Source organism: Streptomyces sp. NPDC054794 (assembly GCF_053611585.1).
The window spans coordinates 1-12,184 of the sequence record NZ_JBSHAQ010000031.1; the positions used below are offsets into that span (position 1 = coordinate 1).

At 74.0% G+C, this 12,184-nt stretch carries 8 protein-coding genes and 1 pseudogene; 6 read left to right on the top strand and 3 right to left on the bottom strand.

The genetic code is table 11. From position 1 onward, the window contains the following. Window positions 1-148 precede the first annotated feature (148 nt). Both ACWGKT_RS29065 and ACWGKT_RS29070 read right to left on the bottom strand, forming a co-directional pair. Complete coding sequence (locus tag ACWGKT_RS29065; RefSeq protein ID WP_356147365.1) at window positions 149-910, bottom strand: GntR family transcriptional regulator; 762 nt, start codon at window positions 908-910, stop codon at window positions 149-151. A 238-nt stretch (window positions 911-1,148) separates the two neighbouring features. Then, window positions 1,149-2,033 (bottom strand): RNA polymerase sigma-70 factor, encoded by an 885-nt coding sequence (locus ACWGKT_RS29070; RefSeq protein WP_453276020.1) that lies wholly within the window; start codon window positions 2,031-2,033, stop codon window positions 1,149-1,151. A 123-nt stretch (window positions 2,034-2,156) separates the two neighbouring features. Between ACWGKT_RS29070 and ACWGKT_RS29075 the strand changes: the two genes are divergently transcribed. Both ACWGKT_RS29075 and ACWGKT_RS29080 read left to right on the top strand, forming a co-directional pair. Continuing rightward, complete coding sequence (locus tag ACWGKT_RS29075) at window positions 2,157-2,810, top strand: NADPH-dependent F420 reductase (protein WP_356147359.1); 654 nt, start codon at window positions 2,157-2,159, stop codon at window positions 2,808-2,810. Window positions 2,811-2,940: 130 nt separating this feature from the next. Then, the gene (locus ACWGKT_RS29080) at window positions 2,941-3,771 is read left to right on the top strand and encodes an alpha/beta fold hydrolase (protein ID WP_453276021.1); all 831 of its coding nucleotides are present in this window, start codon (window positions 2,941-2,943) and stop codon (window positions 3,769-3,771) included. A 519-nt stretch (window positions 3,772-4,290) separates the two neighbouring features. Here the strand turns inward: ACWGKT_RS29080 and ACWGKT_RS29085 are convergent. After that, window positions 4,291-4,743 (bottom strand): annotated as a pseudogene (locus tag ACWGKT_RS29085) (hypothetical protein); the annotation flags it as partial. Between ACWGKT_RS29085 and pdxR the strand changes: the two are divergent. The 4 genes from pdxR to ACWGKT_RS29105 all read left to right on the top strand — a co-directional run bounded on the left by pdxR (window position 4,695) and on the right by ACWGKT_RS29105 (window position 12,086). Next, window positions 4,695-6,125: a MocR-like pyridoxine biosynthesis transcription factor PdxR gene (gene pdxR / locus ACWGKT_RS29090; RefSeq protein WP_453276022.1), complete on the top strand. Its 1,431-nt coding sequence runs from the start codon at window positions 4,695-4,697 to the stop codon at window positions 6,123-6,125. The pseudogene ACWGKT_RS29085 and the gene pdxR overlap by 49 nt on opposite strands. A 147-nt stretch (window positions 6,126-6,272) precedes the next feature. Beyond that, window positions 6,273-7,859 carry an alkaline phosphatase D family protein gene (locus tag ACWGKT_RS29095; protein ID WP_453276023.1) on the top strand — a complete coding sequence of 529 codons (1,587 nt, stop codon included), beginning with the start codon at window positions 6,273-6,275 and terminating at the stop codon, window positions 7,857-7,859. A 142-nt stretch (window positions 7,860-8,001) separates the two neighbouring features. Next, window positions 8,002-9,420, top strand: a complete 1,419-nt coding sequence (locus ACWGKT_RS29100; protein WP_453276024.1) for an SWIM zinc finger family protein — start codon at window positions 8,002-8,004, stop codon at window positions 9,418-9,420. Then, entirely contained in the window at window positions 9,417-12,086 is a 2,670-nt protein-coding gene (locus tag ACWGKT_RS29105) for a DUF7824 domain-containing protein (protein ID WP_453276025.1), read from the top strand. Before ACWGKT_RS29100 ends, ACWGKT_RS29105 begins: the two co-directional genes overlap by 4 nt. The last annotated feature ends 98 nt before the right edge of the window (window positions 12,087-12,184 follow it).

The window sequence follows — 12,184 nt, forward strand, 5'->3', positions numbered from 1 at the left end:
GTCGGCAGTCGGCAGTCGGCAGTCGGCAGTCGGCAGTCGGCAGTCGGCAGTCGGCCCACAACGCGTCGCGCCCCGGAGGCGTTCCGGGGCGCGACGGGTGCGGCTCTGAAGGCGCCTTGACAGGGCTTTGCCTGCCCGGGGCGACGGTCTAGGAGGCCTGTCGTTCGGGGCCGTGGTGGATCTCCACGCCACCGGAGTCGCCGAAGGTCAGCCGGCAGGTGTCGGCGCGGTAGGTGGCGATGGAGAGCGCCGCGGTGCGTCCCTCGACGAAGAACCGGGTGGTGACGACCAGGACGGGGGCACCGGGCAGCCGGTCGAGCTCCTTGGCGTCGTCGGCGCGGGCCGAGCCGAGCTCGACGGCGCGGTCCTGCCCCTCCAGGTCGAGGCGCTGCAGCTCGCGCAGCACCGCACGCGCGCGTGCCGACCCGGACGGCGCGTCGATCGCCGACAGGTCCGGCACCGAGGACGCGGGGATGTAGAGCAGTTCGGCGGCGACCGGCTGGCCGTGGGACACGCGGGAGCGGCGCACGGCGTGCACGGCCTCCTCGGGGCCGGTCTCCAGGGCGGTGGCGACGGCCGCGGGCGGCACCGTCTGTGCGCAGTCGACAGGCTGCCAGGCGTCACCGGCGGCGCCCGGCCAGGCGTGCTGCTCGGTGCCGACGGCCACGCCGACGCGCGGTGGGGCCACGGTCGTACCGACGCCGCGGCGGCGCTGGAGGCGGCCTTCCAGTTCCAGCTGTTCGAGGGCCTGACGGAGGGTGGCGCGGGCCACGCCGAAGCGGGCGGCGAGGTCGCGCTCGTTGGGCAGGATCTCGCCGACCGAGAACTCGGAGTCCAGTGCCTCACTGAGCACGGTCTTGAGGTGCCAGTACTTCGGTTCCGGCACCGATTCCAGTTGCGTGGTCCCCACCCTGTCCTCCGCAATCGCCGTGGTCCGGCGGCGTTTTAGCGCCCTTGTTTATTAAAGGTTGTTGCACTTATCTGCGACCATAAGGCGCCCCACACCCTTGGTCAAGACCAATCCTCGGTCCCGCGTGCACCGCACGGCCCGCCCGCCGTGGAGCGTTCACGAGGCGTTCTCGCGGGGTCACATTTGTGACATCACGGCAAAGCCCCCGTGCGGCGGGGGCTCGCGGGGCGGGTACGGCTCAGAGGGCGGCCAGGGACCCCAGCCTGTCGGGGTTGCGCATGATGTACACCGCGCGCACGACACCGTCCGCCACATCCAGTTGCAGCACGCTGTCGGGCTTGTCCCCGGCCAGGGCGAGCACCGCGAAACCGCCGTTGACCTCCACGAAGCGGAAGGACAGTCCCGGCGCGTCCTTGCGGGCGGCGCCGATGACGAAGCGGCCCACCTTGTCGGCGGTCTCCAGGATCCGCACGGGCGCCTTGGCCTTGCCGCCGCTGTCGCCGACCAGGCGGACGTCCGGGGCCAGCAGCGACATCAGGCCGTCGAGGTCGCCCTCGGCCGCGGCGGCGAGGAACCGTTCGGTCAGTTCCCGGCGCTCGGCCGGGTCGACCTCGTAGCGCGGCCGCCGCTCCTCGACGTGCCGACGGGCCCGGCCGGCGAGCTGGCGCACCGCCGCCTCGCCCCGGTCGAGCACGGCCGCGATGTCGGCGTACGGATACCCGAAGGCCTCGCGGAGGACGAACACGGCGCGCTCCAGCGGCGAGAGCGACTCCATGACCACAAGTACGGCGAGGGAGACGGAGTCGGCGAGCACGGCGCGCTCGGCGGCGTCCGGGACGGTGTCCCCGAAGTCGGTGACGTACGGCTCCGGGAGCCACGGGCCGACGTACGCCTCGCCGCGCGTGCGGATCTGGCGCAGCCGGTCGATGGCGAGCCTGGTGGTGACGCGCACGAGGTAGCCGCGCGGTTCGCGCACCTGGCCGTGGTCGGCGCCGGACCAGCGCAGCCAGGCGTCCTGGAGCACGTCCTCCGCGTCGGCGACGCGTCCGAGCATGCGGTACGCGACCCCCATGAGGACGGGCCGGTGCTCTTCGAAGACGTCGGTCGCGGTGTCGGTGGTCACGGCGTCCATCCCATCCGACACTTGCCGTACTGTCCAGGCGGAATCGGCCCGTCCGCGGGGGCGGTCGGACCAGAATGATCGGCGGACCGCCGGTGGTCGGCGGACCGCGACGAAAGGCAGCCGATGCGGTACGCGGTGCTGGGCACGGGCGAGGTGGGCCGCACGCTGGGCGGCAAGCTGGTGGAGCTCGGACACGAGGTGACCCTGGGTTCGCGCTCGAAGGACAATCCAGCCGCGCTGGAATGGGCTCAGGGCGCGGGCGGCGGGGCGAGCGCCGGGACGTTCGCGGAGGCGGCGGCCGCCGCCGAGCTGGTCGTGAACGCCGTCGGCGGCCGGGTGTCGCTCGCGGCGCTGGAGGCGGCCGGCGCGGCGAACCTGGACGGCAAGGTGATCGTCGACGTGTCCAACCCCCTGGCGATCGAGGAGGGCCAGTTGCGGCTGGACCCCGTGGAGTCGGACAGCGTGGGCGAGCAGATCCAGCGGGCGTTCCCGCACGCGCGCGTGGTGAAGACGCTGAACACCGTCAACTGCCAGGTCATGGTCGATCCCTCACGGGTGCCGGGCGAGCACCAGATGTTCGTGTGCGGGGACGACGCCGACGCCAAGGAGCAGGTGACGGCTCTGCTCGGGGAGTTCGGCTGGCCCGCCCACCGGGTGCTGGACCTGGGCGGCATCCGGGCGGCGCGTTCGCTGGAGATGTACCTGCCCCTCTGGGTGAATCTGTTCCAGAACCTCGGGCACGCCGACTTCAACGTGGAGGTCCGCAGGGCACATTGAGGACCGGACCCGGACGGGCGCACGGCCGGACCCGCGGCGGGACACGCGGCGATCGGGGGCTACCCGTCGGTAGCAATTGCTGACAAGCTGTCTACGGCGTCCGCAGGCCAGTCCACACGAGGAGCACCCCATGTCCGCCACCGTCTCCTTCAAGGTCCCCAGCTCGCACGGCCCACAGCCGGTGACCGTCTCGTACGCGCGCGTGGGCAAGGGCGATCCGCTGGTCCTGCTGCACGGCATCGGCCACCACCGGCAGGCCTGGGACCCGGTGCTGGACATCCTCGCGACCGAACGCGACGTGATCGCCGTGGATCTGCCCGGGTTCGGCGCGTCCCCCTCGCTGCCGGACGGCCTCGCCTACGACCTGCCCACGACGAACGCCGTGCTCGGCGCCCTCTTCGAGACCCTGGAGCTGGACCGCCCGCACGTGGCGGGCAATTCCCTGGGCGGCCTGCTGGCCCTGGAGTTGGGCCGCCACAAGCGCGTGCGGTCCGTCACCGCCCTGTCCCCCGCCGGGTTCTGGTCCGAGGCCGAGCGACGCTACGCCTTCGGCGTCCTGATCGCGATGCGCCGGATCTCCCGGCGGATGCCGCTGCCCCTGGTCGAGCGGCTGGCCCGCACGGCGGCCGGCCGCACGGCCCTGACCAGCACGATCTACGCCCGGCCAGCGCGCCGTTCACCCGAGGCCGTGGTCGCCGAGACGCTCGCGCTGGCGCAGGCCACCGGGTTCGACGCGACCCTGCGGGCGGGCACCACCATCCGGTTCACCGACGACCTCGCGGGGCTGCCCGTCACGGTCGCCTGGGGCGCCCGGGACATGCTGCTCGTGCGCCGGCAGGGGGTCCGCGCCAAGCAGGTCATCCCGCGGGCCCGACTCGTGCGGCTGCCCGGCTGCGGGCACTGCCCGATGAACGACGACCCCGCGCTCGTCGCCCGGGTCATCCTCGACGGCAGCCGCTGACCGGCGCCCGGTACTCGCACCCGACCCCAGGACGACTCCGGCGCCCACCAGGGCGCTGCCCACGGCCTGTGCGGCACCGTAGGAGCCCGCCGCGGCGAACGGGGCGGTGGCGGCGGCCGCCACGGGGATGAGCCCGGAGAAGAGCGTCGCCCGCTCCGCGCCGATCCGTCGCATGCCCGTGTACCAGCACACGAAGCCGACCACCGTGACGACCGCCGCCTGCCACAGCAGCGCGGCGGTCTCGGCGGCGTCGGGGCGGCGCAGCCACGCACCGCCGTCGAGGACGGCTCCCACGACCGCCGCCTCGGCCGCGGCCAGGGCGCAGACCGTGGCGGACAGCAGCCGTGGCCCGAGCGGCCGCAGCACGGGCACCGCGAGGACGGCGAAGCCCACTTCCCCGGCCAGGGCGCACCCGGAGCAGGCGAGCCCGGCCCCGTCCGTGCGCCCCCATCCCTGCACGGTGAAGGCCCCCAGGGCGACGAGCAGGGCCCCGCGGAGCACGGCGCGTTGCGGGCGGCGCCCGTCGAGCAGCGGGACCACGACCGCCACCACCACCGGGGCGCAGCCCACGAAGACGCCCGGCACCGCCGGTTCCGCGGTGCGTTCGGCGGCGATGACGGCCAGGTTGAAGCCGACCATCCCGACGGCCGCGAGCAGGGCCAGCCGGACCCATGCGCGGACCTTCAGCGAGCGCAGCCGCCGCGCCGCGCCCCGTCCCGCGAGCGGGAGGAGCAGCAGGCAGGCGGCCCCGTAGCGGAGGGACTGTCCGCCCGCGTACGGGTAGTCGCCCAGGAGGCTGTTGACGGTGAAGGAGCCGCCGACGAGGACGCAGGCGAAGGCGGCGAGGAAGGCACCGCGCGCGGTGGTGGCGTTCATGACGGCGACGCTAGGAACGGACGCGGTCCGGTTTAAGGTCCACTTCCATGACCTCTTCGGGGACCAATCCGGGCGGGCTCGCGGGCACCGCCGCATGGGAGTTGTTGCTGCCGGCCGCCTCGGCACCGGCACGCACGCGTGGCCGTTCCCTTCAGGCTGCGCTGCGCGAGGCGATCCGCTCGGGGCGGCTGGCGCCGGACACGCGGCTGCCGTCGAGCCGGGATCTGGCGGCCGATCTCGGGGTGTCGCGCGGGTTGGTCACCGAGGCGTACGAGCAGTTGACGGCCGAGGGCTATCTGCGCAGCGGCCGGGGAGCGGGCACCTGGGTGGGCGGCGCCGTACGGCCGGCCTCGCCCCGCGCGCGTGACCTCGCTCCGCGCTCCCCCGGCGCGCGGGCCGACTTCGTGCCCGGGACCCCGGACCTGTCGCTGTTCCCGCGTGCCGCCTGGGCCGCCGCGCAGCGCGGGGTGCTGGCGGACCTGCCGCACCAGGACCTGGGCTATCCCGACCCGCGCGGACTGCCCCGGCTGCGGACGGCCCTCGCGGAACTGCTGGCCCGTCGGCGGGGCGTGGTCGCCGATCCGGAGCGGATCGTGGTCGTCTCGGGTGTCGCCCAGGCCACGACCCTGCTCGGACACGTGCTCCACGCGCGCGGGTGGCAGGCGGTCGGCGTGGAGGATCCGGGCAGCCCGCAGCACGAGGCCCTGTACGCGGCGGCGGGTCTGGGGACCGTACCGCTGCCCCTGGACGGCGACGGCCTGGCCGTCGGCCCGCTGCGCGCGTCGGGGCTGCGGGCCGCGGTGACGACGCCGGCGCACCAGTTCCCGACCGGCATCGCGTACTCGGCGCGGCGGCGCGCCGAGTTGCTGGACTGGGCACGTTCGGTGGACGGCCTGGTGCTGGAGGACGACTACGACGGCGACTTCCGCTACGACCGCGCTCCCGTCGGCGCGCTGCAGGGACTGGACCCGGAGCGGGTCGCGTACGCGGGCTCGGTCAGCAAGTCCCTCGCGCCGGGCCTGCGGCTGGGCTGGCTGCTGGTGCCCGGGTGGCTGGCGGAGGAGGTGGTCGAGCGCAAGCGGACCATGGATCTCGGCCATCCCTCCCTGGACCAGGCGCTGTTCGCCCGGTTCCTGGAGCGCGGGGACTACGACCGGCAGCTGCGCCGCTGCCAGCGGGCGTACCGCGAGCGGCGTGACGCCTTGGTCGCGGCGCTCGCGGAGCACTTTCCCGAGGCCACGGTGTCCGGGATCGCCGCGGGTCTGCACGCCATCGCAGAACTGCCCGAGCGGTACGGGCCCGAGGAGCGGTTCCTGGAGCGGGTGGCCGCGGCCGGTGCGGCGGTGCGTCCGCTCGGCGCCTACACGCACGCGCGTGCCGCGGATTCCGGCGTACGCCTGGTCCTCGGGTACGCCCATCTGTCGCCGGCGCGGATCCGGTCGGGGGTGAGGCTGCTGGCCGAGGCGATCGCCGGGTGACGGCCGGACACGTGGCGCCTCCTGAATCGCACACCGGTTCCCCTGTCACAGGGGCGAGTTGTTCACTTCCGGTTTCCGTGTGCGCTGCGGCGCACCAGTAGTTGTGGCACTGCACACTGACCGGATCCCGTGCCTGGAGGCGCATCCATGTCGCACCGTCCGTTCCCCGGCCGCCGCAGCGTCCTGCGGGGCTCCCTGGCCGCTTCGGCGGCCCTGACCCTGCCCACCGCCCTTGGCGCGGCACCGGCATTCGCCCTGTCCGGGCGCCCCAAGGCGGGCTGGGGCGTGCAGACGGGCGACGTGACCTCGGACTCCGGTCTGGTGTGGGTGCGCTCGGACCGGCCGGCCCGGATGATCGTGGAGACCTCGGCCACCGAGTCGTTCCGCAACCCCCACCGCCGGCACGGTCCGCTGCTGGACGCGGACACCGACTTCACCGGTACCACCCGGCTGTGCGGGCTGCCGTCCGGCGAGCAGATCCACTACCGCGTGCTGCTGGCCGACCCGGACGACCCGCGTCGCACCGGCGAGCCGGTGACGGGCACCTTCCGCACCGTCTCCCCGCGCCGCCGCGAGGGAGTGCGCTTCCTGTGGTCCGGCGACCTGGCGGGCCAGGGCTGGGGCATCAATCCCGACTTCGGCGGCTACCGGATCTACGACGCGATGGCGAGGCTCGACCCCGACTTCTTCATCTGCAGCGGCGACAACGTCTACGCCGACGGCCCCATCTCGGCCACCCAGGCCCTGCCGGACGGCAGCACCTGGCGGAACATCACCACCGAGGAGAAGTCCAAGGTCGCCGAGACCCTGGCCGAGTTCCGCGGCAACTTCCGCTACAACCTGCTGGACGAGAACCTCAAGCGGTTCAACGCGCAGGTGCCGTCGATCATCCAGTGGGACGACCACGAGGTGCGCAACAACTGGTACCCGGGCGAGGTGATCGCCGACACGGACGCCCGGTACACCGAGAAGAGCGTCGACGTGCTGGCTTCGCGCGCCCGGCGGGCGTTCAGCGAGTACTTCCCGATCTCGACGCTGCGTCCGGGCGCGAAGGAGGGCCGGGTGCACCGCGTGCACCACCACGGCCCGCTGCTGGACGTGTTCGTCCTCGACATGCGGACCTACCGCAACGCCAACTCCCCCGACAACCAGACGGTGGACCCGCAGGGCATCCTCGGCCGCGAGCAGCTGGAGTGGCTCGAGCGGGAGCTGTCCCGGTCGCGCGCGGTGTGGAAGGTTATCGCCGCCGACATGCCGCTCGGACTGGTCGTGCCGGACCCGATGGAGGGCAAGCCGAACTTCGAGGCGGTGGCGCAGGGCGACCCCGGAGCCCCGCTGGGCCGTGAGCTGCAGATCGCCGAACTGCTGCGGTACATCAAGCACAGCCGGATCACCGGCACGGTGTGGCTGACGGCCGACGTGCACCACACCTCCGCCCAGCACTACCAGCCTTCGCGGGCCGCCTTCACCGACTTCGAGCCGTTCTGGGAGTTCGTCTCCGGCCCGCTGAACGCCGGTGCGTTCCCGGCCGGCGCGCTGGACAACACCTTCGGTCCGGAGCGGGTGTTCGTGAAGGCGCCGACGGCGGCGAACGTCTCGCCCGCCGGTGGCTACCAGTTCTTCGGCGAGGTCGACATCGACGGCCACAGCGGCGAGCTGACGGTGCGGCTGCGCGAGCAGGACGGCACCGTGCTGTTCACGCAGACGCTGCAGCCGGGCCGGGTCGGCCAGTAACTCCCGTACGCTTCACCTGAGCCGCGCACCGGCGTCATCCCCCGGTGCGCGGCACCGTCGCATCCGCCCCCAACTGGCCTCGCCGGAGTGCGTTTTCGCAGGTCAGGACCGATTGTCAGTGGTCGCCTCTACGGTTTTCCCCATGACGCGATCTGTACAGGCTGTGGCCTATCGACGACCCTCCGTGCTCGAATCCGCCGCGGACGGACGCCACCTCGGACTCGAAACCTCCCGGGGTGCGACGCCCACGGGTGTCGAGGACCATCCGCGGTTCTTCGCGGGCTTTTTGACCTCGCCCCAGGTGGCCGCCGCCGGGCTGCTCGCGGTGGCCGACGTGGCCGCCGCGAGGTACTACCAGCCGCAGCTGCGCGCCTCGCTCGACCCGGTGGTGACGGGCAACGGCGACCGGCTGCGCTTCGAGTCCTTCTCCGGCTGCGGCGGGGTCTACGCACGCCTGGACGTCCTCGGCCCCGGCCTGGACGGCGACGAGGTCGGTCACGGGACGACGAACGTCGACGTCAACAACCCGCTGCGCGAGGCCCTGTCCCGCATCGGCACCGACGACCCGCTCCACCTGCGGGTCGGCCCGCAGGAGCTGACCGTCACCACGCTGGACGGGCCGGTGGTGGAGAAGAAGGTGCCGCTGCCGGACCGGTGGCTGCGCGGCTTCGCCGAGGCCCAGGTCATAGCGGCCGGGTTCGACCTGCGGGCCGAGCTGCCCGCGGACGAGGCGGTGCGGTTCCTGCGCAGTCTGCCGCGCTCCGGCGGGGCGCGGCGCGGCTCGGGCGGTCCGCGCTGGGTGGTACCGGTGGGCGGCGGGCTGCGGCCGACGACCCGGCCGGTGCCGGGCGCGGTGTGCCTGCCGGGACCGGAGCGGCTGGCCGCGCTCCAGCGGGTGCTGCGGCACGCGACGGCCCTGCGGGTGTACGGCCCGGCGGTCACCGGCGCCGGTGCGGGGGCCGGCGCCACGGCAGCCGCCTGGGAGGCCGTGCTCCCGGGCATGCGGCTCACGCTCACGCTGTCGCCGGACGCCTCGCGCGGCTTCTCCGGCGAGGGCGGCGTCCTGGACGCGCTGGCCACCGACGAGGCCGCCGAGGACGCGGAGCTGATCGAGGTGCTGCTCGCGTGGGAGCCGCGCGTCGACGTCGCCGACCTCGCGGCGGGCTCCGGTCTCACCGCGGAGCGGGTCCGCGCGGCCCTGGTCCGCCTCGGCACCTCCGGGCGCGTCGGCTACGACACGGCGGAGGCGGCCTACTTCCACCGGGAGCTGCCGTACGACGCCGAGCGCGTCGAGCGCCACAATCCGCGGCTGCGCTCGGCCCACGCGCTGGTGGACGCGGGTGCGGTCGTGCTGGACGGCCCCCTGGGGACGGTGACCGCCGAGGACGGGCATGTGCACCGGGTGCGGGACGAGGCGGGGGTGCTCAGCTGCAGCTGCGTGTGGTGGGCGAAGTACCGAGGCGGGCGCGGGCCGTGCAAGCACGCGCTGGCGGTGCGGATGGTGCGGCGCGGCGCCGCGGTGGAGCGGGGACTGGCGGGAATCGACGGGGGTGTGCGATGAGTTCGCTGCTGGAAGCGGTACGGGCGGGGCGAACGGACGAGGCGCTGCGTCTGGTGGAGAGGTTGACGGACTCCGAACGGCGGGCGGCCCTGCCGGAGTTGAAGGAGCTGCGCAAGGAGCTGCGGGCCGCGCCGTGGGAGAGGGCGACCCGCAGGGCACATCCCGCGCTGCACGTGGCCGGGGCGGCGTGCCACACCGGCGCCGCGGCGGCCGCGAGCTGGCTCTCGGCGGCCGACATGCGCTGGTCGCAGGCGCCCGCCGAGAAGCTGCTGCGCGCCTTGAAGGACCGTGACACCGCGTGGCAGGCCCAGGTGGCGCGGCGGCTGGCCCAGCGTCCCGTGTCCGCGGGCGTGGGGTACGAACTGATGTCCGGGCTGGTGCACCGCTCGGGCTGCGACGTCCCGGTGACCGACGCCTATGTGATCGGCTGGTTCCAGCACGTCTTCGGCTCCCGGCACGGCACCCTTCTCGACCGGCTGCGCGGGGAGCAGGACCTGGCACCGCTGGTGGCCGGCCTGTTCGAGCTCACCGATCTGCGGGAGATCCGCTGGCTGTTCGGCGACGGTCCGGGCTCGTGGCACAGCGCCCTCGCGGGGCTCACCCGGGAGGGGGTGCTGGACCGCGCCACGATGGTCGACGCCTGTGTCGCCCGGCTGCTGCGCGGTGGCGGTCCCACCGACCACCGCATCTTCCTCCCGCTGCTGATCGAGCTCGGCCTCACCCGGGACGAGGAGCGGGAGCGGACGGCCGACTGGACCGCCCTGTCCCGGGATGCCGCCTCCCCCGTCGCCGCGCACGCCCAGTCGGTCCTCGCCGCACTGGCGCTGGACGGGGAGCTGACCTCACGGCAGCTGGCCGAGGCCTCCGAAGCGGTGCTGTTCCGCCCGGAGAGGAAGCTCGTGCGGGCCCAGCTGGTGCTGCTCGGCAAGGTGCTCTCCCGCGACGGGTCCGCCGCGGGAGAGCTCCTCCCGGTGGTGGCACAGGCGTTCGGGCACGAGGACACGCAGCTGCAGGAGCGCGCGCTCAAGCTGGTCGAACGCCATGCGAAGCGACTCGACTCCGACGACCTGCGGGACGAACTCGCTTACTCCGTGGAACAGTTGACTCCCGCTCTGCGCGGCCGGGCGGTGGACGCCCTGGGCCTGCCGGCCGTGGACCGGGCACCGGAGACGTACGAGGAGGTGCTTCCGCCCGCCCCCGAGCCGGTGACTCTCGCGCCGGCGCCGAGCACGGCCGTCGAACTCGCCGAAGAGGTGAACGCCCTGCTGGCCACCGACGGTGACGTGGCCGCGTTCGAGCGGGCACTGGACGGTCTGGTGCGGCATGCGTACCAGGACCGGGACGCCCTGCTCGACGCGCTCGACCCGGTGATCCGGCGCCGCTGGTGGCATCGGCAGGACGGCACGCACCCGCGGCACGAGGAGCCGTACCTCACCGGCGCGCACCACGGGCTCCACAGCACGGGAGACGGCCTCGACCTCCTGCTGGCGACGCTGCGCGGCGCGGTGCGGACCGCCACGCTCCACGCGGCGGTCCAGCCCGGTGCGGCCGGCCAGAACTGTGTGCACCGCGCGCTGTCCCGGGCGTTCGACGCCCGGCTCAAAGAGGTGGCGTACCGGCTGCGCACCGACCCGCTGCCGTTGCTGCTGTCGACGCCGACCTGGAGTACGGGTCTGCTGGAGCCGGACGAGCTGGTGGAACGGCTCGACACCTACCGGAGCCTGGGCGCCCGGGTCTCGGCGGCCGACTTCGCGCAGGCACTGCTGCGAGTGCGCCGCGGCGACCGTACGGCGGCCGGCGCCGCGGCTCGGCGGGCGGCGGCGCTCGGCACGCGGGAGGGCACGCGGCTCGCCCGTTGGCTGACCGCCGAGGGTCCCGAACTGCCGTCGACCCGGCGGCGCACCGCGGGCGCGCGGATCGTGATCGAGGCCGGCGAACTGCCGGAGCTGGGCGAGGACTTCCCTGGGGAGTTCCGGGCACTCGGCAGACCGGTGACCGCCTTCGGCGCCAACCACTACTGTTACCACGGGAGCGCCGGGATGGGGCAGCACTGGCTGGCGTTGCTCCCGGAGCGGCGTGAGCTGGTGGCCGTGCGGATGGTGCAGGACCTGTCCCACGCGGCGGTGGACGACAGCCGGGGCGACGTGCCGGCCCTGCCGCTGCTCGCGGAGTCGGGCGGGGCGGCGGGTGAGAGCGTGCACCTGTGCGTGGCGTACGGACTGGGCGCGCGGCATGCGGAGGACCGGCTCGCGGCCGTGGACGCGCTGCTGGTGCTCGCCGCGCGCGAACAGCTCGACGCGGCGCGGCTGGGCGCGGACCTGGGTGAGCTCGCCCGGCGCGGCATGGTCAAGCCCCTCCGGCTAGCCGACTCGGCGCGGACGGCGGCGGCCACGGGGGCGAACGCGACGATCTGGGGGATGCTCCGGCACACCCTGCCGGTGCTGCTGGCGGACCTGACGATGCCCGATGCCACGACGCGTGCGCCCCTGCCGACGCGTGGGCTCGGGGAGTTGCTGGCCGTCGCGGCCGAGTGCGCCGAGCGGTCCGGGGCGCGTGGCGAGCTGCCGTACCTCGGGCAGGCCGCCGCGAGGACCGGTTCGTCCCGGCTGGTCACCGAGGCCCGGCGGCTGCGGGACGCGCTGGCCGAGGAGGAGGCGGCGGCGTGAGTCAAGAGCCGGACTGCGCCATGATCAATTAGCGGAAAGAGCAATAAAAAGGGCGGAAGCATGCTTTACCCATCGGTCACAAGACGTTCGTGATCACG

What these genes read in the sequence shown, in the direction of transcription:
- ACWGKT_RS29075 (WP_356147359.1), top strand. Translation starts at nt 2,157, where the DNA reads ATGCGGTACGCGGTGCTGGGCACGGGCGAGGTGGGCCGCACGCTGGGC.
- ACWGKT_RS29080 (WP_453276021.1), top strand. Translation starts at nt 2,941, where the DNA reads ATGTCCGCCACCGTCTCCTTCAAGGTCCCCAGCTCGCACGGCCCACAG.
- pdxR (WP_453276022.1), top strand. Translation starts at nt 4,695, where the DNA reads ATGACCTCTTCGGGGACCAATCCGGGCGGGCTCGCGGGCACCGCCGCA.
- ACWGKT_RS29095 (WP_453276023.1), top strand. Translation starts at nt 6,273, where the DNA reads ATGTCGCACCGTCCGTTCCCCGGCCGCCGCAGCGTCCTGCGGGGCTCC.
- ACWGKT_RS29100 (WP_453276024.1), top strand. Translation starts at nt 8,002, where the DNA reads ATGACGCGATCTGTACAGGCTGTGGCCTATCGACGACCCTCCGTGCTC.
- ACWGKT_RS29105 (WP_453276025.1), top strand. Translation starts at nt 9,417, where the DNA reads ATGAGTTCGCTGCTGGAAGCGGTACGGGCGGGGCGAACGGACGAGGCG.